The organism is Pseudomonas fluorescens (assembly GCF_902497775.2).
GTDB lineage: Bacteria > Pseudomonadota > Gammaproteobacteria > Pseudomonadales > Pseudomonadaceae > Aquipseudomonas > Aquipseudomonas putida_F.
The window spans coordinates 5,100,302-5,121,516 of record NZ_OZ024668.1; the positions used below are offsets into that span (position 1 = coordinate 5,100,302).

The window sequence follows — 21,215 nt, forward strand, 5'->3', positions numbered from 1 at the left end:
AGCCGGGGCTTTTTACTACGCGTTGCAGCTAATCGCGGGTCAAGCCCGCTCCCACATTAGCCGTTGAACACGTCATCCACGCTTTTCAGCGGGTAGTTCTTCGGATACGGCAGGGTCGCCACACCGGTCTCGATCGCGGCTTTGGCCACGGCATCGGAAACCAGGGTGATCAAACGGGCATCCATTGGCTTCGGAATGATGTACTCACGACCGAATTCCAGAGCATCGACGCCATAGGCTGCACAGACTTCCTTCGGCACTGGCAGTTTGGCCAGGTCTTTCAGGGCGTTGGCGGCGGCGATCTTCATTTCTTCGTTGATGCGCTTGGCGCGAACGTCCAGGGCACCACGGAAGATGAACGGGAAGCCCAGTACGTTGTTGACCTGGTTCGGGTAGTCGGAACGACCGGTGGCCATGATCACGTCGCTACGGGTGGCATGGGCCAGCTCCGGGGAGATCTCTGGATCAGGATTGGAGCAGGCGAACACGATCGGGTTCGGCGCCATCGACTTCAGGCCTTCAGCGCTCAGCAGGTTCGGGCCGGACAGGCCGACGAACACGTCAGCGCCTTGCAGGGCGTCTGCCAGGGTGCGCTTGTCGGTAGCGTGGGCGAACACCGCCTTGTACTGGTTCAGGTCGTCACGGCCAGCGTGGATCACGCCAGTACGGTCAACCATGAAGATGTTCTCGATCGCTGCGCCCATGCTCACCAGCAGTTTCATGCAGGAGATGGCGGCTGCACCGGCGCCCAGGCAGACGATCTTGGCGTCGGCCAGGGTTTTGCCAGCGATTTCCAGGGCGTTGATCATGCCGGCGGCGGTAACGATCGCGGTACCGTGCTGGTCATCGTGGAACACCGGAATGTCGCACTGTTCGATCAGCGCGCGCTCGATTTCAAAGCACTCTGGCGCCTTGATGTCTTCGAGGTTGATGCCACCGAAGGTGATGGAGATGCGCTTGACGGTGTCGATGAAGGCCTGCGGGCTCTCGGAGTCGACTTCGATGTCGAACACGTCGATGCCAGCGAAACGCTTGAACAGAACACCCTTGCCTTCCATGACCGGCTTGGAGGCCAGTGGACCGAGGTTACCCAGGCCGAGGATGGCGGTGCCGTCGGAAATGACTGCTACCAGATTGCCCTTGCCGGTGTACTTGTAGGCCAGCTCCGGATCGCGACCGATTTCGCGAACCGGCTCAGCCACGCCTGGGCTGTAGGCCAGTGCCAGGTCGCGAGCAGTCGCGGTAGGTTTGGTGAGCTCGACGCTCAGTTTCCCCGGACGAGGTTGAGCGTGGTATTCGAGAGCGGCAGTTTTCAAATCTGACATGGTGGGCATTCCGCTATTTACTGTTCTGACGGACCGCCGAGGATACGCAAAGAGCAAAGGGCCGACAAGACTGCCCGGTCACTTGTGTCAAGGCCTTTAACCTACGACTTTCCGCCAAGAGCCGCAGCCTGCAAGGGTTTCGATGTGTACAATCGAAATTAAAAATGTAGACAATTTTTTATCTTTCGACCCTTTCCAGCATCGAAGGATCGGTCAGTGGCAGCAACCAGCGCTGCTGACCAGGCTTGAGGCCACCCTTGCGGGAACGATCCAGCACCCAACCGCGAGCTTCGATGGATCGACCTTTCAGATCGGTAAGGAAGGTAGAGGGGAAATTGCGCTGCAGGCGCGCCGGCACCTGAAGCACCAGAGAATCATCGATTTCGATCCAGATACCCCCGCGATTGCGCTGGATATCCATCACCTTGCCGCTTATCAGCGCAAAGCCGGACTGGCGCAACTGGCTCGCCGGGGTCAATGGCGATTGCCGCCACAGGCCTTTGCCGGCCTGACGAGCGGCGCGCTCGGCCTGCTCCTGGCAGCCCGTCAGCGAGACGTTTGGCGCCACCGCAACCCGGTAGCCAAGGCCTTCACTGAGCAGTTGTGCCTCGAAATTGTCACCAGAGCGGCCATAGACATGCGCCAGAGTGCGGCCATATTTGTCCCGCGCCTCGACGCCAGGAACCAGGCCCACCTGGCCGCCACTGGCCTTGACCAGGGCCTGCAAGCGCTGGCGCGCGGCCTCGGCGAAGGCTTCACTGCGGCGACCTTTTCGCCCGATTTCCGGCGCATTGATGCCAATCAGGCGAACACTGCGACCATCATTCAGACGCAAGGTATCGCCGTCGACCACCTGACGCACGCTGACCACCTGTGCATCGACCGGTGCCGCGCAGAACGCCAGGGCCGGCAACTGCCAAATCGCGCCCACAAAAAAGGCGCCCGCAAGGGACGCCTTTTTCAGCAGCAATGCCAAACCCATGGGGCCAGCTTCGCGCAATCTTACTTCTTGGCACCGAACATGCCGAAGCGATCTGCGAACTTCTGTACGCGGCCGCCGGTGTCCAGGACCTTCTGCTTACCGGTGTAGAACGGGTGGCAGAGGTTGCAAACGTCGATCGGCAGGGCCTTGGCCAGAGTCGAACGAGTTTCGAATTTGTTACCGCAGCTGCAGGTAACTTCTACAGCTTCGTATACCGGATGGATATCGGCTTTCATGGTGTTTCCTCAGTGCTGACGTGCCGCCACTCAACACCATTGTTGAATACCGCACGCAAAATAGGGTCCGAATAATACCAGAGCAAACAGCCAACGCAAGTTGTCGCTTAGACCGGCGGTCGTCTGCTAGGCTCGCCGGACCCTGGAATTCCCCTGCAGAGAACCTTTCGCGTGTCCGACGTCATTCTACGCCTTGCCCTGCCCTCGCCCCTGCGGCGGCTGTTCGACTACAGGGCACCGGCGAGCATGGCGCGCCAGGCACTGACCCCGGGCATGCGCATCCGCGTGCCGTTCGGCCGACGTGAAATGATCGGCATCCTCATCGAGATCAGCGACACCAGCGAGGTGCCGGCCGACAAACTGAAGCCGGCCATCGCCCTGCTCGACCCGGTGTCGCCGCTGCCGCCGGCGCTGTTCAAGCTGTGCCTGTGGACCGCGCAGTATTATCAGCACAGCCTCGGCGACACCCTGAGCTGGGCCCTGCCGGTGCTGCTGCGCCAGGGCGAGCCGGCCGAGGCGCGCCAGGAGCGCTTCTGGCAAGTGGCCCCCGGGGCACGCCAGGACGACCCGCGCATCGCCCGTGCGCCGCGCCAGCGCGAAGCCCTGGCAACCCTGGCGCAGCATCCCCACGGCGTTGCCCATACCTTGCTGAGCAAACTGATGCTGAGCAAGGACAGCCTCGACTTGCTGCTGGCCAAGGAGCTGGTCCAGGTCGAAGTGCGCCGCCACCTGCCCCAGGAGCGCCACGAGCACTGGCTGGCGCAGCCGGAGTTGCCCCTGAACGACGAGCAGCGCGCTGCCTTCAATGCCGTGCGCTCCGGGTTCGACAGCTTTCATGCCTTTTTATTGGCTGGAGTCACCGGCAGCGGCAAGACCGAGGTCTACCTGCAGTTGATCCGCGAAGCCCTGGAAGCCGGCAAGCAGGCGCTGATCCTGATCCCGGAGATCAACCTCGGGCCGCAAACCCTGGCGCGTTTCGAGCAGCGCTTCAACGCGCGCATCGCCCTGCTGCACTCGGCGGTCAACGACCGTGAGCGCCTGGATGCCTGGCTCGCCGCCCGCGACGGCGAGGCCGACATCATCATTGGCACCCGCTCGGCACTGTTCACGCCGATGAAAAATCCGGGGCTGATCATCATCGATGAAGAGCACGACGGCTCATATAAACAGCAAGAGGGCCTGCGCTACCACGCTCGCGACCTGGCGCTGGTGCGCGCACGCCAGGAGAACATCCCGATTCTGCTGGGCTCGGCCACGCCGTCGCTGGAGAGCCTGCACAACGCCCACAGCGGCCGCTACGGCCTGCTGCGCCTCAACCAGCGCGCCGGCGGCGCCCAGCAGCCGCGCTTCCTGCGCCTGGATGTCAAAAGCCGACCGCTGGACAGCGGTATCAGCGGGCCAATGCAGCAAGCCATCGGCCAGACCCTGGCTGCCGGCCAGCAAGTGCTGGTGTTTCTCAATCGCCGCGGCTTTGCCCCGACACTGCTGTGCCATGACTGCGGCTGGATGTCCGAATGCCCGCGCTGCGATGCGCGCATGACCGTGCACCAACGCTCCAATGAGCTGCGCTGCCACCACTGCGGCTATGACGAGCGGGTACCGCGCCAGTGCCCGCAGTGCAACAAGGTCGACCTGCGCCCGGTCGGCGCCGGCACCGAGCGCGCCGAAGAGCGCCTGAGCATTCTTTTTCCGGATTTCCCGGTGCTGCGCGTCGACCGCGACAGCACCTCGCGCAAGGATGCGATGAACCAATTGTTCGCCACCATCCAGCGCGGCCAGCCGTGCATCCTGGTCGGCACCCAGATGCTCGCCAAGGGCCACCACTTTCCACGGGTGACCCTGGTGTCGATCCTCGATGCCGACGGCGGCCTGTTCTCGGGGGATTTTCGCGCCAGCGAACGCATGGCGCAGATGATCGTCCAGGTCGCCGGCCGCGCCGGGCGCGCCGAAGAGCCGGGCAAGGTGATTATCCAGACCCACCTGGCCGACCACCCTTTATTGGTGCAACTGACCGAGCAGGGCTACTTCGCCTTTGCCGAGCAGGCTCTGAGCGAGCGTCGCGCCGCCGGCCTGCCGCCGTTCGCGCACCTGGCCCTGTTGCGCGCCGAAGCACACAAGCCGGGGCAAGCCGAGGGCTTTCTTGATGAAGCCTGCAGCGCCGCCGAGCAATTGCTGGCCGAACAGGACCTGCACGGCATCGAGTTGCTCGGCCCGGTGCCAGCACCGATGGAGCGCCGTGCCGGGCGGTTTCGTGCCCAATTATTGCTCCAGGCCAATGCCCGGGCACCTTTGCATCGACTGATCAGTGCCTGGTTGCTAGTGTTGGAACAAATGCCGTCCGGGCGCCAGGTGCGTTGGTCGCTGGATGTCGATCCGGTGGATTTGTACTGACAGCATTGGCCCAAAGGTTGGCAACCTCGCCCCGGCAACGGATAATGTCCAGTTTTTCCACCTGCGCATCGAAGCGCCGCCGCGCTTGCGGTCGAAAGAGAAGCCCATGAAAGACACCATTCGCCAGCTGATCCAGCAAGCCCTCACCCAACTCGTCACCGACGGTGTGCTGCCTGAAGGGCTGACGCCGGCGATCCAGGTGGAGAACGCCCGGGACAAGACCCACGGCGACTTCGCCAGCAACATCGCGATGATGCTGGCCAAGCCGGCCGGCATGAAGCCGCGCGACCTGGCCGAGAAGCTCATCGCCGCACTGCCTGCCGACGAGCAGGTCAGCAAGGTCGAGATCGCCGGCCCAGGCTTTCTCAACTTCTTCCAGAACACCCAGGCCCTGGCTTCGCGCCTGGATGCAGCCCTGGCCGACGCCAAGCTTGGCGTGAAAAAAGCCGGCCCGCAGCAGAAGGTGGTGGTCGACCTGTCGGCGCCGAACCTGGCCAAGGAGATGCACGTCGGCCACCTGCGCTCGACCATCATTGGTGACGCCGTGTCGCGCGTGCTGGAGTTCCTCGGCGATGACGTGATCCGTCAGAACCACGTCGGCGACTGGGGCACCCAGTTCGGCATGCTGATGGCCTACCTGCAGGAAAACCCGATCACCAGCGACGAGCTGTCGGACCTGGAGAACTTCTACCGCGCAGCGAAAAAACGCTTCGACGAATCCGAAGAGTTCGCCGACCGCGCCCGCGGCCTGGTGGTCAAGCTGCAAGCCGGCGACCCGGAATGCCTGAAGCTGTGGACCCGCTTCAAGGACATCTCGCTGTCGCACTGCCAGAAGACCTACGAACTGCTCAACGTCAAACTGACCATGGCCGACGTCATGGGCGAAAGTGCCTACAACGACGACCTGGCCAATGTCGTCAGCGACCTCAAGGCCAAGGGCCTGCTGGTCGAGAGCAAGGGCGCCCAGTGCGTATTCCTTGAAGAGTTCAAGACCGCCGAAGGCGAGCCACTGCCGGTCATCGTGCAGAAAGCCGACGGCGGCTACCTGTACGCCACCACCGACCTCGCTGCCGTGCGCTACCGCAGCAACGTACTCAAAGCCGACCGCGCCCTGTACTTCGTCGACCAGCGTCAGGCCCTGCACTTCAACCAGGTGTTCGAAGTTGCCCGCCGCGCCGGCTTCGTCGGCCATCCGATGCAAATGGAGCACATGGGCTTCGGCACCATGAACGGCGCCGACGGCCGTCCGTTCAAGACCCGCGACGGCGGCACGGTGAAGCTGATCGACCTGCTCACCGAAGCCAAGGAGCGCGCCTACGCCCTGGTCAAGGAGAAGAACCCGGAGCTGGCCGAGGCCGACCTGCGCGCCATCGGCGAGGTGGTGGGGATTGGCGCGGTGAAGTACGCCGACCTGTCCAAGCACCGCACCAGCGACTACAGCTTCAATTTCGAACTGATGCTCAACTTCGAAGGCAACACCGCGCCTTACCTGCTGTACGCCTACACCCGCGTTGCCGGCGTGTTCCGCAAGCTGGGCAAGGACTTCAATGAAGTCGACGGGCAGATCATCCTGCAAGCACCACAGGAGCAGGACCTGGCCGCACGCCTGGCGCAGTTTGGCGAGATCCTCAACAACGTCGCCGAAAAAGGCACGCCGCACGTGCTGTGCGCCTACCTGTACGACGTTGCCGGCCTGTTCTCCAGCTTCTACGAGAACTGCCCGATCCTCGGTGCCGACACCCCTGAACAACAGCAGAGCCGCCTGCGTCTGGCAGCCCTGACGGGTCGTACCCTCAAGCAAGGTCTGGAACTGCTCGGCCTGGAAACCCTGGAGCGCATGTAAGTTGGCTGCCAAGAAAAAACCCGCACCCAAGCGCGGCGCCAGTCGCTATCAGGCACCTGCCAAGCAACCGATCCCGGGCTGGCTGTGGCTGGCAATCGGCCTGTCGGTGGGCGCCTTCGTCGTGTTCCTGATGAAGCTCGAGCCTGGCAACGGCGAGGTCAAGCGCACCAAGCCCGAGCAGCAGAAGGCCGAGAAGGTCGCCGAAGCCAACAAGACCGCGCCAAGCCCGCAGCAGCCGGTGAAGCCGAAGTACGACTTCTATACCTTGCTGCCGGAATCGGAAGTGATCGTGCCGCCTGAAGCTGTGCCGGAGAAAACCCCGCCGGTGCCGGCGCAACCTCCGGTCACCCCGGCGGAAGCCGCGAAGATCGACACCGCCCGTGCCCAGGCCGCGCTGATGGGGCAGACGCCACCGCCAGCACCACCGGTGATCAAGCCAGCGGCCACCACCCAGTTCTTCCTGCAGGCCGGTTCGTTCCGCAAGCAGGCCGATGCCGACAAGGTCCGCGCGCAGATCATTCTGCTCGGCCAGGCGGTCAAGGTGGAGTCCGGTACGGTGAAGGAAGAAACCTGGTACCGCGTGCTGGTCGGACCGTTCAGCAACCGTGAACAGCTGACCGTGGCGCAAAAGCAACTGGCCGGCAGCGGCTTCAGCAACCTGCTGTTGCAGCAACGCCAGACCCGCCAGTAGCCCCGCCCCAAAGGCCTTGGCGCAGCACCCTGCGACAAGGCCTCAGGCCTTAACGCCGCTGCGCGTTGGCCAGTGACACCTGGGTATTGAGCGTCCAGAAGTCATACAGCACACCCACCAGAAACAGCCCGCCGGTGCACAGGTAGATCAAGCCAGTGATCCACTTGCCCTGGTACATGCGGTGCACGCCGAATACCCCCAGGAAAGTCAGCAGGATCCACGCCAGGCTGTAGTCCAAAGGCCCAGGCTGAAAGCGCAGATCGGCTTCGCGGTCCATCGCCGGGATCAGGAACAGGTCGATCAGCCAGCCAATGCCCAACAGGCCCAGGGTGAAGAACCAGAGGGTGCCGGTGACCGGCTTGCCGTAGTAGAACCGGTGCGCGCCCGTGAAGCCGAAAATCCACAGCAGATAACCGATCACTTTGCTGTGCGTGTCGTGTAACTGACCACCCTGCTGATAACTGTTCATTCATAGCCCCTGTGGGTTATCGATAAATTTTCTAAAAAAAAATGTGACTTTTCTCTGGCGACCCGACGTGTGGTCATTTTCCACCCTACCCGCCGCAACCCCCTATCCTGTCTGGCCCGCGCCTTTCGAATGCAGGCCAATCGCCGCTTTTGCCGGTTTTTGCCGCCGCCTGGAATCGACCAACGGATCAGAATTTGATCAAAAAGCTGTTATAAAGTTGCGCGCTAACCAACCTAGAGCCCTGCCTATGCGTCCTTTTTTCAAGACATGGCTGACCATCTGCCTATTATTGCCACTGGCTGCCCACGCCACCAATCGTGAGCAACGGTTACCCAACGGTTTCTCCGGGTACACCACCAATTCCACTGCTGCGCGTGCGCACAAGAACGTCAGCAGCAACAAAGTCCAGCACAGCCCCAAGCGCAGCACGCGCTCGCTCAAGCCGCTGCCGGTCGCCGCAGCCATGTCGCCGCAGCAGAGCAGCGATGTGCTCAGCCGTGCGGTCAATGTGCTTGGCACCCCGTACCGCTGGGGTGGCAGCAGCCCGAGCAAGGGCTTTGACTGCAGCGGCCTGGTCAAGTACGCCTTCAACGACATCGATGAAGTCGACCTGCCACGCACTTCCAATGCCATGGCCAGCGGCCACGGCATCAAGGTCGATCGCAACGACCTCAAGCCGGGCGACCTGATCTTTTTCAACATCAAGAGCCGCCGGGTCAACCACGTCGCCATCTACCTGGGCAACGACCGCTTCATTCACGCGCCACGCACCGGCAAGCGGGTGAGCATCGATACCCTGAACAAGCCGTACTGGAACAGCCGTTACGTGGTCGCCAAGCGCGTCCTGCCAAAAAGCCAGCAACTGGCCCTGGCTAAACGCTAGAAACGCCCCGGCGCCCGCTCACGGGCGCTTTCAGGGTTGACCAGCCCTTGTCGCACCAGGCCCTGCAGACAAGCGTCGAGGGTCTGCATACCCTGCGCCCCACCGGTCTGAATCGCCGAATACAGCTGCGCCACCTTGCCCTCGCGAACCAGATTGCGCACCGCAGGCGTTGCCAGGAGGATCTCCTGGGCTGCCAGCCGCCCGCCGCCAACCCGCTCAACCAATACCTGCGACACCACCGCCTGCAGCGACTCGGCGAGCATGGCGCGCACCAGTTGCTTCTCTTCGGCGGCAAACACATCCACCAGGCGATCGATGCTTTTCGCCGCCGAGCCGGTATGCACCGTAGCCAGCACCAAATGCCCGGTTTCCGCCGCGGTCAGGGCCAGGCGAATGCTCTGCGGGTCGCGCAGCTCGCCGAGCATGATCACGTCCGGGTCCTGACGTAGCGCGGCGCGCAAGGCCTGGGCAAAACCTTGAGTGTGCCGACCGATCTCGCGCTGGCTGATACGGCTGCGTTTTGAGCTGTGGATAAACTCGATGGGGTCCTCGAGGGTGACGATATGCAGCGCCCGCTCACGGTTCAGGTGATCGACCAGGGCCGCCAGGGTGGTGGATTTACCCGAACCGGTGGGCCCGGTGACCAGCACCAGTCCGCCCGACAGCTCGGCAATTTGCCGAAACACATCGCCAAGGCCAAGTTCAGCCAGGCTGCTGACCTGCGCCGGAATCACCCGCAACACGGCAGCGGCACCCTGCAACTGCTGGAATGCGTTGACGCGAAAGCGGGCCAATGCTGGCACGGCAAAGGCAAAGTCGATATCCAGATGTGTTTCAAAATCCTTTTGCTGCGCCTCGGACATGATCTGTCCGAGCATTTCAGCCATGCGCTCCGACGTCAGCGGCGGCAGTTCCAGCGGCCGCAAACGCCCTTCAAGACGCAGCGCCGGCACCTCGCCCGCCGCCAGGTGCAGGTCCGAAGCTGCGGCCCGCACTGCCAGCGCCAGCAGTTCAGTCACATCCATGAGACTCCCCAAAGGCCGCCAAGCAGGTAGAATGCCGCAGACCCAAAGAGCCGCTGGCATCGATCAATGTCCACCATAGCAGACAACCTTTCCACGCTCGCCGCACGCATCCGTGCCGCCGCGCTGGCCGCCGGGCGCGAGCCTTCGGCCGTCCAGCTGCTGGCCGTGAGCAAGACCAAACCCGCCGCTGCCGTGCGCGAAGCCTTCGCTGCCGGGGTGCGCGATGTCGGTGAGAACTACCTGCAGGAAGCCCTGAACAAACAGGGCGAATTGACCGACCTGCCCTTGACCTGGCACTTCATCGGCCCCATTCAGTCGAACAAGACTCGTGCGATTGCCGAGCACTTTGACTGGGTACATTCCGTGGACCGCCTGAAAATCGCCCAACGCCTGTCCGAGCAACGCCCTGATAACCTCGCAGCGCTGAACATCTGCCTGCAGGTCAACGTCAGTGGCGAAGCCAGCAAATCCGGCTGCACGCCCGAGGAGTTGCCGGCCTTGGCCTGCGCCATCGCCGCGCTGCCACGCCTGCGCCTGCGCGGGTTGATGGCGATTCCCGAGCCGACCGACGACGAGGCCGCCCAACACGCTGCCTTCGCCCGGGTCCGTGAGTTGCAGGCGAGCCTGCAGTTACCCCTCGACACCCTGTCCATGGGCATGAGCCATGACCTGGAAGCCGCGGTTGCCCAGGGCGCGACCTGGGTGCGTATCGGCACCGCGCTGTTCGGTGCCCGCGACTACGGCCAGCCCTGACCCATGCTTTTTCCCTCTTTCCCTATCAAGGACCTGACATGAGCAAGACTCGTATTGCCTTTATCGGCGCCGGCAACATGGCTGCCAGCCTGATCGGCGGCCTGCGCGCCCAGGGCCTGGAAGCTTCGCAGATCCGCGCCAGCGATCCGGGCGCCGAGCAGCGGGCGAATATCCATGCCGAGCACGGCATCGAGATGTTCGCCGACAACGCCCAGGCCATCGACGGCGCCGACGTGGTGGTATTGGCGGTCAAGCCACAGGCGATGAAAGCCGTGTGCGAAGCGCTCAAGCCCAACCTCAAGCCTGAGCAACTGGTCGTCTCGATTGCCGCCGGGATTACCTGCGCGAGCATGAACAACTGGCTCGGCGCCCAGCCGATCGTGCGCTGCATGCCCAACACCCCGGCGCTGCTGCGCCAGGGCGTCAGCGGCCTGTTCGCCACCACCGAGGTTTCGCCGGCCCAGCGCCAGCAGGCCGAGCACCTGCTGTCGGCCGTGGGTATTGCCCTGTGGCTGGACACCGAACAACAGCTGGATGCGGTGACTGCGGTATCCGGCAGCGGCCCGGCGTACTTCTTCCTGCTGATCGAGGCCATGACCGCCGCCGGCGAGAAACTCGGCCTGCCACGGGAAACCGCCGCCAAGCTGACCCTGCAAACTGCCCTGGGCGCCGCGCACATGGCGGTCAGCAGCGATGTCGACGCCGCCGAACTACGTCGCCGGGTCACCTCGCCGGCCGGCACCACGGAAGCGGCGATCAAGTCGTTCCAGGCCAATGGATTCGAAGCGCTGGTGGAAAAGGCGCTGGGTGCCGCTGCGCACCGCTCGGCCGAAATGGCCGAACAACTGGGCAACTAAGGAGCCGAAAATGATCGGATTGAACACCGCTGCAATCTATGTGCTGCAGACCCTCGGCAGCCTGTACCTGCTGATCGTGGTCCTGCGCTTTGTCCTGCAACTGGTCCGCGCGGACTTCTACAACCCGCTCAGCCAGTTCGCCGTACGCGCCACCCAACCGCTGCTCAAGCCAATGCGCCGGGTGATCCCGAGCCTGTTCGGCCTGGACATGTCGTCGCTGCTGCTGGCGATCATCATCCAACTGCTGGTGATGGGCCTGACCCTGCTGCTGGCCTACGGCACCACCGGCAACCCGCTGCAACTGCTGGTCTGGGCGATCATTGGCGTGACCGCGCTGTTTCTGAAGATTTTCTTCTTCGCCCTGATCATCAGCGTGATCCTCTCGTGGGTCGCGCCGGGCAGCCACAACCCGGGCGCCGAGCTGATCAACCAGATCTGCGATCCGTTCCTCGCGCCGTTCCGCCGTATCCTGCCGAACCTGGGCGGCCTGGATATCTCGCCGATCCTGGCGTTCATGGCGCTGAAGCTGATCGACATGCTGGTGATCAACAACCTGGCGGCGATGAGCGGCATGCCGGAGATTCTGCGCCTGCTGGTCTGATCTCTCGCGGGTCAAGCCCGCTCCCACAGCGCTTCTGTAGGAGCGGGCTTGACCCGCGATGCTTTCCTTGCCGCCCACCCCGGTGGTCTTTAGACTTACGCCTCATTTAAGCGTGAGCAGGGTCGATGTCCACTGTCTTTCCCGAAGATTCGGTCGGTCTGGTAACACCGCAACTGGCACAGTTCAGCGAGCCGCTGGCGCTGGCCTGCGGTCGCTCGCTGGCCACCTATGAACTGATCTACGAAACCTACGGCACGCTCAACAGCAGCGCCAGCAACGCCGTGCTGATCTGTCATGCGCTGTCCGGCCATCATCATGCCGCCGGCTACCACAGCCCCGACGACCGCAAACCGGGCTGGTGGGACAGCTGCATCGGCCGCGGCAAGCCAATCGATACCAATCGTTTCTTCGTGGTCAGCCTCAACAACCTCGGCGGCTGCAACGGCAGCACCGGCCCCAGCAGCCTCAACCCGCTCACCGGCAAGCCCTACGGCGCCGACTTCCCGGTACTGACCGTGGAAGACTGGGTACACAGCCAGGCGCGCCTGGCCGATCGCCTGGGCATCCAGCAATGGGCAGCGGTGGTGGGCGGCAGCCTGGGCGGCATGCAGGCGCTGCAGTGGACCATCACCTACCCGGATCGCGTGCGTCACTGCCTGGACATCGCTTCGGCGCCCAAGCTTTCGGCGCAGAACATCGCCTTCAACGAGGTGGCGCGCCAGGCCATCCTCACTGACCCGGAGTTCCACGGCGGCTCGTTCCAGGACCAGGGCGTGATCCCCAAGCGCGGCCTGATGCTGGCGCGCATGGTCGGGCATATCACCTACCTGTCCGATGACTCCATGGGCGAGAAATTCGGCCGCGAGCTCAAGAGCGACAAGCTCAACTACGACTTCCACAGCGTCGAATTCCAGGTCGAAAGCTACCTGCGCTATCAAGGCGAGGAGTTTTCCGGCCGTTTCGACGCCAATACCTACCTGCTGATGACCAAGGCGCTGGACTACTTCGACCCGGCCGCCAGCCACGGCGGCGACCTGGCGGCGACCCTGGCGCATGTCACCGCGGACTACTGCGTGATGTCGTTCACCACCGACTGGCGCTTCTCGCCGGCGCGCTCGCGGGAGATCGTCGACGCGCTGATCGCCGCGCGCAAGAACGTCTGCTACCTGGATATCGACTCGCCCTATGGCCACGATGCCTTCCTGATCCCGACCCCGCGCTACATCACGGGATTCACGAACTACATGAACCGCATCGTCTGCTGAGGACCCTATGAGAGCCGACCTGGAAATCATCCAAGACTGGATCCCCGCCGGTAGCCGGGTACTCGACCTCGGTTGCGGTACCGGTGAACTGCTGGCGTCGCTGCGCGACCACAAGCAGGTTGCCGGCTATGGCCTGGAAATCGACCCCGACAACATCGCCCAGTGCGTGGCCAAGGGCGTCAATGTCATCGAACAGGACCTCGACAAGGGCCTGGGCAACTTTGCCAGCAACAGTTTCGACGTGGTGGTCATGACCCAGGCCCTGCAGGCCGTGGAATACCCTGACCGGATCCTCGACGAAATGCTGCGCGTCGGCCGCCAGTGCATCATCACCTTCCCCAATTTCGGCCACTGGCGCTGCCGCTGGTACCTGGCGACCAAAGGTCGCATGCCGGTGTCCGACTTCATGCCGTATACCTGGTACAACACGCCGAACATCCACTTCTGTACCTTCGAAGACTTCGAGGCCCTGTGCAGCGAACGCCGCGCCCAGGTCCTCGACCGCCTGGCGGTCGACCATTTGCACCGCCACGGGTGGGCGAGCAAGCTATGGCCTAATCTTCTAGGTGAGATCGGCATTTACCGTGTCAGCAGCCCCGGCCTTACCGAACACAAGGTCGCGGTTTAACCCGCACACCGGAGGAGAACGATCATGGGTCGCTTGTTGAGCTGTTTACTGGTTGCCTGCCTGAGCCTGTCGGCAGTTGCCGCCGATGCCATCAAGGGCGAGCGCAAGGAAGTGTTCGGCGATACCACCGTGCACTACAGCACTTTCATTTCCACCTTCCTGACGCCCGAGACCGCCAAGGCAACTGAACTGGTGCGCAGCAAGAACCAGGGCGTGATCAACGTCTCGGTGATCAAGGCCGGCAAGCCGGTGTTCACCCAGGTCAGCGGAACCGTCAAGGACCTGACCAGCAACTCGGTACCGCTGAAGTTCAAGCAGATCACCGAAGATGACGCGATCTACTATCTCGCCCAGTTCCCTGTTGAGCAGCAGGAAACCCGTACCTTCACCATCAACGTTCGCGTTGACGGCAAAACCGAAACCATCAGCTTCAACCAAGAGCTTTTCCCAGGGCAATGATGACTTTTCAGCAAATCGTATTGGCCAGCCACAACGCCGGCAAACTCAAGGAACTGCAGGCTATGCTCGGTGACACCGTGCAACTGCGTTCCATTGGCGAATTCAGCAGCGTCGAGCCGGAGGAAACCGGCCTGTCGTTCGTCGAGAACGCCATCCTCAAGGCGCGCAATGCCGCGCGCATTTCCGGTATGCCGGCGCTGGCCGACGATTCGGGCCTGGCCGTGGACTTCCTCGGTGGCGCGCCCGGCATCTATTCGGCACGTTATGCCGATGGCAAAGGCGATGCAGCGAACAACGCCAAGTTGCTCGCTGTGCTCAAGGACGTCCCGCGAGAACAGCGCGGCGCCCAGTTCGTCTGTGTCCTGGCCCTGGTCCGCCATGCCGACGACCCGCTGCCGATCCTCTGCCAAGGCCTGTGGCACGGCCGTATCCTGACCCAGGCCAGCGGCGAACACGGCTTTGGCTATGACCCGCTGTTCTGGGTGCCGGAGCGCGATTGCTCCAGCGCCGAACTGAGCCCTGCCGACAAGAACCAGATCAGCCACCGTGCCCGCGCCATGAGCCTGTTGCGTCAACGTCTGGGCCTGGCATGACCGATCGTTCGCCGGCACAGCCACTGCACCTGGGCGAGGCTGGCTTTACTTCCCAAGCACCGCGGGCGGCCCTGCCACAGCTGCCGCCCCTGGCGCTGTACATCCATATCCCCTGGTGCGTGCGCAAATGCCCGTACTGCGACTTCAACTCCCACGCCGCCACCCCTGAGCTACCGGAAGAAGCCTACGTCGACGCCTTGCTGGCCGACCTGGACCAGGAACTGGGCGCCGTCTACGGCCGCCCGATCAGCTCGATCTTCTTTGGCGGCGGTACCCCGAGCCTGTTCAGTGCCCGCGCCCTGGGCCGCTTGCTGGTGGGCGTGGAGCAACGCATCCCGTTTGCCAGCGACATCGAAATCACCCTGGAAGCCAACCCCGGGACCTTCGAGCAAGAGAAGTTCAAGGCCTACCGGCAGCTGGGCATCAATCGCCTGTCGATTGGCATCCAGAGCTTCCAGCAGGCCAAACTCGAAGCCCTGGGCCGCATCCACAACGGTGACGAAGCCATTCGCGCCGCCGACATGGCGCGCAATGCCGGCTTCGACAACTTCAACCTCGACCTGATGCATGGCCTGCCCGACCAGTCGTTGGACGACGCCCTGGGCGACCTGCGCCAGGCCATCGCGCTGAACCCCACGCACCTGTCCTGGTACCAGTTGACCCTGGAGCCGAACACGGTGTTCTGGAACCAGCCGCCGCTGCTGCCCGAAGACGACATCCTCTGGGACATCCAGGAAGCCGGCCAGGCCCTGCTGGCCAGCCACGGCTATGCCCAGTACGAAGTCTCGGCCTACGCCCCGCCGGGTCGTGCCGCGCGGCACAACCTCAACTACTGGAGCTTTGGCGACTTCATCGGCATCGGTGCCGGCGCCCATGGCAAGCTCAGCCACCCGGACGGGCGCATCCTGCGCACCTGGAAGACCCGCCTGCCCAAGGACTACCTGAACCCGGCCAAGGCCTTCAAGGCCGGCGAGAAGCTGCTGCCGGTGGATGAGCTGCCCTTCGAGTTCCTGATGAACGCCCTGCGCCTGACCCAAGGGGTGGACATCGTGCTGTTCAGCCAGCGCACCGGCCTGCCACTGGAGCAGTTGGCGGCGGCGCGGCGTGAAGCCGAACAAAAAGGGCTTTTGCAGGTCGAACCGACGCGACTGGTCGCTACCGCGCGCGGCCAGTTGTTCCTCAACGACCTGCTGCAGTATTTCTTGACCTAAGGATTGCGAATGGACCTGGTACTCGACCTGCTCTCGACCGTTTCCCGCTGGAGTCGCAGCAACCTGTCGGAGATTTCCCTGGCCTTGGTGGGCTGTTTGCTGGTGTTATTCGGCACCGACATCAAAGGCTGGGTCGAACAACGCCTGGGCGGCCTTGCAGGCGCCTTGCGCGTGCCGTTCATGGCCCTGTTGGTGATGATCGGCAGCGGTGCGGCACTGATCTATGCCACCCCGTGGGTGGTGAAGGGGCTGGCGCAGTTCAACAACTATGCGTTGGCGCCGGTTTTGCTGATTGTGCTGGTGTTGATTGGCGTGGTGGCCGATCGGCGCTAAAAGCATCGCGGGGCAAGCCCGCTCCCACAGGGATGTTAAGTCCCCTGTGGGAGCGGGCTTGCCCCGCGATAGGTCTTAAGCCAGTTTTTCGAACTTCAGATCCCACACCCCATGCCCAAGCCGCTCGCCGCGGCGTTCGAACTTGGTGATCGGGCGCTCGGCCGGGCGCGGCACGCATTTGCCGTCTTCGGCCAGGTTGCGATAACCCGGGGCCACGTTCATCACTTCCAACATGTATTCGGCATAGGGCTCCCAGTCGGTGGCCATATGGAACACTCCGCCAACCTTGAGCTTGCTGCGCACCAGTTCGGCAAATTCCGGCTGGACGATGCGACGCTTGTGGTGACGGCTCTTGTGCCAAGGATCGGGGAAGAACAGCATCAGCCGGTCGAGGCTGTTGTCCGCCACGCACTTGTTCAGCACTTCGATGGCATCGCAGTCATACACCCGCAGGTTCTTCAGGCCCTGGGTCAGCACGCCGTTTAACAGCGCCCCGACACCCGGACGGTGCACTTCGACACCGATGAAGTCCTGTTCCGGCGCGGCAGCGGCCATTTCCAGCAGGGAATGGCCCATGCCGAAACCGATCTCCAGGGTACGCGGCGCCGAGCGGCCGAAGACCTGGTCGTAGTCCACCGGGCTTTCAGCCAGGGGCAGGATGAACAGCGGCCCACCCTGATCCAGGCCACGCTGCTGGCCTTCGGTCATGCGCCCGGCACGCATCACGAAACTCTTGATGCGGCGGTGTTGGCGCTCTTCGCCTTCGGTGGTGATCGGCGTTTCTTGCGATTCAGTCATCAGGGGCTCTTACTTGATCAGACCATCCAGCGGCGACGAGGCGCTGGCATAGAGTTTTTTCGGCATACGGCCGGCGAGGTAAGCCAGACGGCCGGCGACAATGGCGTGTTTCATGGCTTCAGCCATCATGATCGGCTGCTGTGCGTGAGCGATCGCCGAGTTCATCAGCACCGCCTCACAGCCCATTTCCATGGCGATCGTGGCGTCCGAAGCAGTACCGACACCAGCATCGACCAGCACCGGGACTTTCGATTCTTCGAGGATGATCTGCAGGTTGTACGGGTTGCAGATCCCCAGGCCCGTACCGATCAGGCCGGCCAGCGGCATCACCGCGATACAGCCGATTTCGGCCAGCTGGCGGGCGATGATCGGGTCGTCGCTGGTGTAGACCATCACATCGAAACCGTCCTTGACCAGCACTTCGGCGGCTTTGAGGGTCTCGATCACGTTGGGGAACAGGGTCTTCTGGTCGGCCAGGACTTCGAGCTTGACCAGATTGTGGCCATCGAGCAGTTCACGGGCCAGGCGGCAGGTGCGCACGGCTTCGACCGCGTCAAAGCAGCCGGCGGTGTTCGGCAGGATGGTGTAGCGATCAGGTGGCAGTACGTCGAGCAGGTTCGGTTCGCCCGGGTTCTGGCCGATGTTGGTGCGGCGCACGGCGACGGTGACGATCTCGGCACCAGAGGCCTCGATGGCCAGGCGGGTTTCTTCCAGGTCACGGTACTTGCCGGTGCCGACCAGCAGGCGCGACTGGAAGGTACGACCGGCCAGGGTAAAGGGCTTGTCGCTACGAACATTGCTCATCGGTAATCCTCTTGAAGGTTGAGGGACTTGCAGGTGAAGCGCGAAGGCCTAGCCGCCGCCAATAGCGTGCACCACTTCAACCTGGTCGCCTTCGCTCAATGCGGTGGCTTCATGCTGGCTGCGCGGCACGATGTCCAGGTTGAGTTCGACCGCCACCCGGCGACCCGCCAGGTCAAGCCGGTTGAGCAGGGCCGCGACGCTTTCGCCATCGGGCAATTCGAAAGGTTCACCGTTCAATTGAATGCGCATGCGCACGGCCGCCATTATTTTTAGGGGCCCGCATTCTAGCCCTGATCAGGGCGCAAACCCAAGGCCGGGCCGCGCCATTCGTCTCGATCCGGACTCGCGGGTCAGCTCAGGCGCCAGGCTGCAAGGCCCAGGCACAGCCATCCACCGAGAAATGCCAGGCCGCCAAAGGGGGTGATGATGCCAAGCTTGCCGATGCCGCTCAGGGTCAGCACATACAGGCTACCGGAAAACAGCAGGATCCCCAGGGCGAACAGACCGCCGGCCCAACCGATCAGGCGCCCGGGCAGGTGCACCGACAAGACCGCAACCGCCAACAGGGCCAGGGCGTGCACCAGTTGGTAGGTGACGCCGGTATGGAAGATCGCCAGGTATTCGCTGCTCAAGCGGCCTTTGAGACCATGGGCAGCAAAGGCGCCCAGGGCCACGCCGGTGAATCCGAAAAACGCCGAAAGCAGCAGAAAGCTACGAAGCATTGGGAAGACTCCTAGTCAGCACAGGGTCTGTATAATGGCCCGCTCCATCGCTTCGGCCAAGCCATCGCCTATGCTGTCTTCCATTTTCCGTCGCCTCACCCGAGCCCTGTTATGGTTTGCCGCAGGCAGTGCCCTGCTGGTGCTGGTGTTTCGCTGGGTGCCACCACCGGGCACCGCACTGATGGTCGAGCGCAAGGTCGAGTCCTGGTTCAACGGCCAGCCTATCGACCTGCAACGGGACTGGGAGCCATGGGAGCAGATCTCCGATGAGCTCAAGCTGGCGGTAATTGCCGGCGAAGACCAGAAGTTCGCCTACCACTGGGGTTTTGACTTCAACGCCATCCAGGCGGCGCTGGCCCATAACGAACGTGGTGGCAGCATCCGCGGCGCCAGCACCCTGAGCCAGCAAGTGGCCAAGAACCAGTTCCTCTGGGCTGGCCGTAGTTGGTTGCGCAAAGGCCTGGAAGCCTGGTTCACCGCGCTGATCGAGCTGCTATGGTCGAAGGAGCGGATTCTTGAGGTCTATCTCAACAGCGCTGAATGGGGTGAAGGCGTATTTGGCGCGCAGGCTGCAGCGCGGCACCACTTTGGCGTCGATGCCCGTCAGCTGTCGCGTCAACAGGCCAGCCTGCTGGCCGCGGTGCTGCCAAGCCCGTTGAACTGGAGCGCCAGCCGGCCAAGTACCTATGTGGCGCGACGTGCCGGCTGGATTCGCCAGCAGATGCGCCAGCTAGGCGGCAGCGGTTATCTGGCCCAGCTGGACAGCCCGCGCCGGGCGCCCTGGAGCCAATAAAAAACCCGGCAAAGCGCACACCTTACCGGGTTCTTATTGTTTGCAGATGACTGGGTAATCGCCTTAGAACGCGCCCATGTAGTCACGCTTGCCCACTTCTACACCATTGTGACGCAGGATTGCGTAAGTGGTGGTGACGTGGAAGAAGAACTGCGGCAGGCCGTAGGTCAGCAAATAAGCCTGGCCACTGAAGCGCTTCTCTTTCGGCGTGCCCGGACGGGTCACGATTTCGATGCCTTCCTTGCCGTCGATCTGCGCCGGCGCAATACCGTCCAGGAAAGCCAGAACCTTGCTGATCAGCGCTTGCAGTTCAGCAAAGGTGGTTTCGCTGTCATCGTATTTCGGCAACTCGACCTCAGCCAGGCGCGCCGATACACCTTTGGCGAAATCAACAGCGATCTGCACCTGGCGAACCAGCGGAAACATATCCGGATACAGCCGAGCCTGGAGGAAGACGCTCGGATCAATGTTTTTCGCCGTGGCGTGAGCTTCAGCCTTGTTCAGAACATCACTCAAGGCGTTGAGCATTTGCTTGAAAACAGGAACAGAAGCGACGTACAAGGAAATGGTCATAACAGTCTCGACAGGGGTGGCGGAGAATCATGAAAAAGCCCCGACACGTCGGGGCTTTTTGTTTATTGCCGTATCGCTAATCAGATTGCGATCAAGGCTTTTACCTTGTTCATCGCATTCTTTTCCAGCTGGCGAATCCGCTCGGCGGACACGCTGTATTTCTCGGCCAGGTCATGCAAGGTGGCCTTTTCCTCGGCCAGCCAGCGCTGGTAGAGGATATCGCGGCTGCGGTCATCCAGGCCTTGCAGGGCTTCGTGCAGGTTGCTGGTGGAGTTGTCACTCCAGTCGGCATCCTCCAGCTGACGCGCAGGGTCGTAACGGTGGTCTTCCAGGTAGTTGGCCGGCGACTGGAATGCACTGTCGTCGTCGGCTTCACTGGCCGGGTCGAAGGCCATGTCCTGACCGGTCAGGCGACTCTCCATCTCACGCACTTCACGCGGTTCAACACCCAGGCTTTCGGCCACACGATGAACTTCATCGTTGTTAAGCCAAGCCAGACGTTTCTTCTGGCTGCGCAGGTTGAAGAACAGCTTGCGCTGCGCCTTGGTGGTCGCAACCTTGACGATGCGCCAGTTGCGCAGGATGAACTCGTGAATCTCGGCCTTGATCCAGTGCACTGCAAAGGACACCAGGCGCACACCCATTTCCGGGTTGAAGCGCTTGACCGCTTTCATCAGGCCGACGTTGCCTTCCTGAATCAGGTCGGCCTGGGCCAGCCCGTAGCCGGAATAGCTGCGAGCGATGTGTACAACAAAACGCAGGTGGGCGAGCACCATCTGCCGAGCCGCCCCAAGATCCTGCTCATAGTAGAGACTCTCGGCCAGTTCACGCTCCTGCTCGGGCGTCAGCAGTGGAATGCTGTTGACCGTGTGCACATAGGCTTCCAGGTTTGCGCCGGGAACCAGGGCATAGGCAGGTTGCAACGAAGTGGTCATACGAAAAAACCTCCGACTCACTAAACTCGTGCCATAGGCACTGCC

General features: G+C 62.7%; 25 protein-coding genes. 14 read left to right on the plus strand and 11 right to left on the minus strand.

Features of this window, described 5'->3' with window-relative positions; translation table 11 throughout:
- Positions 1 to 56: 56 nt before the first annotated feature.
- The 3 genes from F8N82_RS23460 to rpmE all read right to left on the minus strand — a co-directional run bounded on the left by F8N82_RS23460 (position 57) and on the right by rpmE (position 2,543).
- Complete coding sequence (locus tag F8N82_RS23460; RefSeq protein ID WP_038997640.1) at positions 57 to 1,325, minus strand: malic enzyme-like NAD(P)-binding protein; 1,269 nt, start codon at positions 1,323 to 1,325, stop codon at positions 57 to 59.
- 178 nt (positions 1,326 to 1,503) lie between these two features.
- On the minus strand, positions 1,504 to 2,325 hold the full coding sequence (locus tag F8N82_RS23465; RefSeq protein ID WP_038997641.1) for a thermonuclease family protein: 822 nt from the start codon (positions 2,323 to 2,325) through the stop codon (positions 1,504 to 1,506).
- A 2-nt stretch (positions 2,326 to 2,327) separates the two neighbouring features.
- Entirely contained in the window at positions 2,328 to 2,543 is a 216-nt protein-coding gene (gene rpmE, locus F8N82_RS23470; protein WP_010222223.1) for a 50S ribosomal protein L31, read from the minus strand.
- Between the two features lie 171 nt (positions 2,544 to 2,714).
- Between rpmE and F8N82_RS23475 the strand changes: the two genes are divergently transcribed.
- From F8N82_RS23475 to F8N82_RS23485, 3 genes are all read left to right on the plus strand, one after another.
- The gene (locus tag F8N82_RS23475) at positions 2,715 to 4,934 is read left to right on the plus strand and encodes a primosomal protein N' (protein ID WP_038997642.1); all 2,220 of its coding nucleotides are present in this window, start codon (positions 2,715 to 2,717) and stop codon (positions 4,932 to 4,934) included.
- 106 nt (positions 4,935 to 5,040) lie between these two features.
- Positions 5,041 to 6,777: an arginine--tRNA ligase gene (gene argS / locus F8N82_RS23480; protein WP_038997643.1), complete on the plus strand. Its 1,737-nt coding sequence runs from the start codon at positions 5,041 to 5,043 to the stop codon at positions 6,775 to 6,777.
- A 1-nt stretch (position 6,778) separates the two neighbouring features.
- Positions 6,779 to 7,468, plus strand: coding sequence for an SPOR domain-containing protein (locus F8N82_RS23485; RefSeq protein ID WP_038997644.1), 690 nt, complete (start codon positions 6,779 to 6,781; stop codon positions 7,466 to 7,468).
- A gap of 49 nt (positions 7,469 to 7,517) precedes the next feature.
- On the opposite strand, the gene F8N82_RS23490 is transcribed toward F8N82_RS23485, so the two are convergent.
- Positions 7,518 to 7,937 carry an NINE protein gene (locus tag F8N82_RS23490; protein WP_038997645.1) on the minus strand — a complete coding sequence of 140 codons (420 nt, stop codon included), beginning with the start codon at positions 7,935 to 7,937 and terminating at the stop codon, positions 7,518 to 7,520.
- A 169-nt stretch (positions 7,938 to 8,106) separates the two neighbouring features.
- Here F8N82_RS23490 and F8N82_RS23495 point away from each other — a divergent pair, with 169 nt between their 5' ends.
- Complete coding sequence (locus tag F8N82_RS23495) at positions 8,107 to 8,820, plus strand: C40 family peptidase (RefSeq protein ID WP_371857252.1); 714 nt, start codon at positions 8,107 to 8,109, stop codon at positions 8,818 to 8,820.
- On the opposite strand, the gene F8N82_RS23500 is transcribed toward F8N82_RS23495, so the two are convergent.
- Positions 8,817 to 9,845, minus strand: coding sequence for a type IV pilus twitching motility protein PilT (locus tag F8N82_RS23500; protein ID WP_038997647.1), 1,029 nt, complete (start codon positions 9,843 to 9,845; stop codon positions 8,817 to 8,819). The two genes, F8N82_RS23495 and F8N82_RS23500, sit on opposite strands and share 4 nt — an antisense overlap.
- Positions 9,846 to 9,911: 66 nt before the next feature.
- Between F8N82_RS23500 and F8N82_RS23505 the strand changes: the two genes are divergently transcribed.
- The 9 genes from F8N82_RS23505 to F8N82_RS23545 all read left to right on the plus strand — a co-directional run bounded on the left by F8N82_RS23505 (position 9,912) and on the right by F8N82_RS23545 (position 16,545).
- Complete coding sequence (locus tag F8N82_RS23505) at positions 9,912 to 10,598, plus strand: YggS family pyridoxal phosphate-dependent enzyme (RefSeq protein ID WP_038997648.1); 687 nt, start codon at positions 9,912 to 9,914, stop codon at positions 10,596 to 10,598.
- 38 nt (positions 10,599 to 10,636) lie between these two features.
- Complete coding sequence (gene proC / locus F8N82_RS23510; RefSeq protein WP_038997649.1) at positions 10,637 to 11,455, plus strand: pyrroline-5-carboxylate reductase; 819 nt, start codon at positions 10,637 to 10,639, stop codon at positions 11,453 to 11,455.
- A 10-nt stretch (positions 11,456 to 11,465) separates the two neighbouring features.
- A complete protein-coding gene (locus tag F8N82_RS23515; protein ID WP_038997650.1) occupies positions 11,466 to 12,056 on the plus strand; it encodes a YggT family protein in 591 nt (196 codons plus the stop codon).
- A 125-nt stretch (positions 12,057 to 12,181) separates the two neighbouring features.
- Positions 12,182 to 13,321 carry a homoserine O-succinyltransferase MetX gene (gene metX, locus F8N82_RS23520; RefSeq protein WP_038997651.1) on the plus strand — a complete coding sequence of 380 codons (1,140 nt, stop codon included), beginning with the start codon at positions 12,182 to 12,184 and terminating at the stop codon, positions 13,319 to 13,321.
- Between the two features lie 7 nt (positions 13,322 to 13,328).
- Positions 13,329 to 13,949 carry a methionine biosynthesis protein MetW gene (gene metW / locus F8N82_RS23525; RefSeq protein WP_038997652.1) on the plus strand — a complete coding sequence of 207 codons (621 nt, stop codon included), beginning with the start codon at positions 13,329 to 13,331 and terminating at the stop codon, positions 13,947 to 13,949.
- Between the two features lie 24 nt (positions 13,950 to 13,973).
- Positions 13,974 to 14,408, plus strand: a complete 435-nt coding sequence (locus F8N82_RS23530; RefSeq protein ID WP_038997653.1) for a DUF4426 domain-containing protein — start codon at positions 13,974 to 13,976, stop codon at positions 14,406 to 14,408.
- Positions 14,405 to 15,001: an RdgB/HAM1 family non-canonical purine NTP pyrophosphatase gene (rdgB, locus tag F8N82_RS23535; RefSeq protein WP_038997654.1), complete on the plus strand. Its 597-nt coding sequence runs from the start codon at positions 14,405 to 14,407 to the stop codon at positions 14,999 to 15,001. The genes F8N82_RS23530 and rdgB overlap by 4 nt, the downstream gene beginning before the upstream one ends.
- Complete coding sequence (gene hemW, locus F8N82_RS23540) at positions 14,998 to 16,212, plus strand: radical SAM family heme chaperone HemW (protein WP_038997655.1); 1,215 nt, start codon at positions 14,998 to 15,000, stop codon at positions 16,210 to 16,212. Before rdgB ends, hemW begins: the two co-directional genes overlap by 4 nt.
- 9 nt (positions 16,213 to 16,221) lie before the next feature.
- The gene (locus tag F8N82_RS23545) at positions 16,222 to 16,545 is read left to right on the plus strand and encodes a DUF3392 domain-containing protein (RefSeq protein ID WP_010222202.1); all 324 of its coding nucleotides are present in this window, start codon (positions 16,222 to 16,224) and stop codon (positions 16,543 to 16,545) included.
- 75 nt (positions 16,546 to 16,620) lie between these two features.
- Here the strand turns inward: F8N82_RS23545 and trmB are convergent, their stop codons facing one another.
- The 4 genes from trmB to F8N82_RS23565 form a co-directional block, all read right to left on the minus strand.
- The gene (gene trmB / locus F8N82_RS23550) at positions 16,621 to 17,343 is read right to left on the minus strand and encodes a tRNA (guanosine(46)-N7)-methyltransferase TrmB (protein ID WP_038997656.1); all 723 of its coding nucleotides are present in this window, start codon (positions 17,341 to 17,343) and stop codon (positions 16,621 to 16,623) included.
- 9 nt (positions 17,344 to 17,352) lie between these two features.
- Entirely contained in the window at positions 17,353 to 18,147 is a 795-nt protein-coding gene (locus tag F8N82_RS23555) for a thiazole synthase (protein ID WP_038997657.1), read from the minus strand.
- 48 nt (positions 18,148 to 18,195) lie between these two features.
- Positions 18,196 to 18,396: a sulfur carrier protein ThiS gene (gene thiS, locus F8N82_RS23560; protein WP_038999655.1), complete on the minus strand. Its 201-nt coding sequence runs from the start codon at positions 18,394 to 18,396 to the stop codon at positions 18,196 to 18,198.
- Positions 18,397 to 18,497: 101 nt separating this feature from the next.
- The gene (locus tag F8N82_RS23565) at positions 18,498 to 18,869 is read right to left on the minus strand and encodes a DUF423 domain-containing protein (RefSeq protein WP_038997658.1); all 372 of its coding nucleotides are present in this window, start codon (positions 18,867 to 18,869) and stop codon (positions 18,498 to 18,500) included.
- A 34-nt stretch (positions 18,870 to 18,903) separates the two neighbouring features.
- Between F8N82_RS23565 and mtgA the strand changes: the two genes are divergently transcribed.
- Complete coding sequence (gene mtgA / locus F8N82_RS23570) at positions 18,904 to 19,662, plus strand: monofunctional biosynthetic peptidoglycan transglycosylase (protein ID WP_371857246.1); 759 nt, start codon at positions 18,904 to 18,906, stop codon at positions 19,660 to 19,662.
- Between the two features lie 63 nt (positions 19,663 to 19,725).
- On the opposite strand, the gene F8N82_RS23575 is transcribed toward mtgA, so the two are convergent.
- Both F8N82_RS23575 and rpoH read right to left on the minus strand, forming a co-directional pair.
- Positions 19,726 to 20,235 carry a DUF1993 domain-containing protein gene (locus F8N82_RS23575; protein WP_038997659.1) on the minus strand — a complete coding sequence of 170 codons (510 nt, stop codon included), beginning with the start codon at positions 20,233 to 20,235 and terminating at the stop codon, positions 19,726 to 19,728.
- 80 nt (positions 20,236 to 20,315) lie between these two features.
- Complete coding sequence (gene rpoH, locus F8N82_RS23580; RefSeq protein ID WP_038997660.1) at positions 20,316 to 21,170, minus strand: RNA polymerase sigma factor RpoH; 855 nt, start codon at positions 21,168 to 21,170, stop codon at positions 20,316 to 20,318.
- Between the last annotated feature and the right edge of the window lie 45 nt (positions 21,171 to 21,215).

What these genes read in the sequence shown, in the direction of transcription:
- metW (WP_038997652.1), top strand. Translation starts at nt 13,329, where the DNA reads ATGAGAGCCGACCTGGAAATCATCCAAGACTGGATCCCCGCCGGTAGC.
- F8N82_RS23505 (WP_038997648.1), top strand. Translation starts at nt 9,912, where the DNA reads ATGTCCACCATAGCAGACAACCTTTCCACGCTCGCCGCACGCATCCGT.
- F8N82_RS23490 (WP_038997645.1), bottom strand. Translation starts at nt 7,937, where the DNA reads ATGAACAGTTATCAGCAGGGTGGTCAGTTACACGACACGCACAGCAAA.
- thiS (WP_038999655.1), bottom strand. Translation starts at nt 18,396, where the DNA reads ATGCGCATTCAATTGAACGGTGAACCTTTCGAATTGCCCGATGGCGAA.
- F8N82_RS23565 (WP_038997658.1), bottom strand. Translation starts at nt 18,869, where the DNA reads ATGCTTCGTAGCTTTCTGCTGCTTTCGGCGTTTTTCGGATTCACCGGC.
- trmB (WP_038997656.1), bottom strand. Translation starts at nt 17,343, where the DNA reads ATGACTGAATCGCAAGAAACGCCGATCACCACCGAAGGCGAAGAGCGC.
- rpoH (WP_038997660.1), bottom strand. Translation starts at nt 21,170, where the DNA reads ATGACCACTTCGTTGCAACCTGCCTATGCCCTGGTTCCCGGCGCAAAC.
- F8N82_RS23545 (WP_010222202.1), top strand. Translation starts at nt 16,222, where the DNA reads ATGGACCTGGTACTCGACCTGCTCTCGACCGTTTCCCGCTGGAGTCGC.
- F8N82_RS23575 (WP_038997659.1), bottom strand. Translation starts at nt 20,235, where the DNA reads ATGACCATTTCCTTGTACGTCGCTTCTGTTCCTGTTTTCAAGCAAATG.
- F8N82_RS23530 (WP_038997653.1), top strand. Translation starts at nt 13,974, where the DNA reads ATGGGTCGCTTGTTGAGCTGTTTACTGGTTGCCTGCCTGAGCCTGTCG.
- proC (WP_038997649.1), top strand. Translation starts at nt 10,637, where the DNA reads ATGAGCAAGACTCGTATTGCCTTTATCGGCGCCGGCAACATGGCTGCC.
- rpmE (WP_010222223.1), bottom strand. Translation starts at nt 2,543, where the DNA reads ATGAAAGCCGATATCCATCCGGTATACGAAGCTGTAGAAGTTACCTGC.
- rdgB (WP_038997654.1), top strand. Translation starts at nt 14,405, where the DNA reads ATGATGACTTTTCAGCAAATCGTATTGGCCAGCCACAACGCCGGCAAA.
- mtgA (WP_371857246.1), top strand. Translation starts at nt 18,904, where the DNA reads ATGGCCCGCTCCATCGCTTCGGCCAAGCCATCGCCTATGCTGTCTTCC.
- F8N82_RS23555 (WP_038997657.1), bottom strand. Translation starts at nt 18,147, where the DNA reads ATGAGCAATGTTCGTAGCGACAAGCCCTTTACCCTGGCCGGTCGTACC.
- F8N82_RS23460 (WP_038997640.1), bottom strand. Translation starts at nt 1,325, where the DNA reads ATGTCAGATTTGAAAACTGCCGCTCTCGAATACCACGCTCAACCTCGT.
- F8N82_RS23500 (WP_038997647.1), bottom strand. Translation starts at nt 9,845, where the DNA reads ATGGATGTGACTGAACTGCTGGCGCTGGCAGTGCGGGCCGCAGCTTCG.
- argS (WP_038997643.1), top strand. Translation starts at nt 5,041, where the DNA reads ATGAAAGACACCATTCGCCAGCTGATCCAGCAAGCCCTCACCCAACTC.
- F8N82_RS23515 (WP_038997650.1), top strand. Translation starts at nt 11,466, where the DNA reads ATGATCGGATTGAACACCGCTGCAATCTATGTGCTGCAGACCCTCGGC.
- hemW (WP_038997655.1), top strand. Translation starts at nt 14,998, where the DNA reads ATGACCGATCGTTCGCCGGCACAGCCACTGCACCTGGGCGAGGCTGGC.
- metX (WP_038997651.1), top strand. Translation starts at nt 12,182, where the DNA reads ATGTCCACTGTCTTTCCCGAAGATTCGGTCGGTCTGGTAACACCGCAA.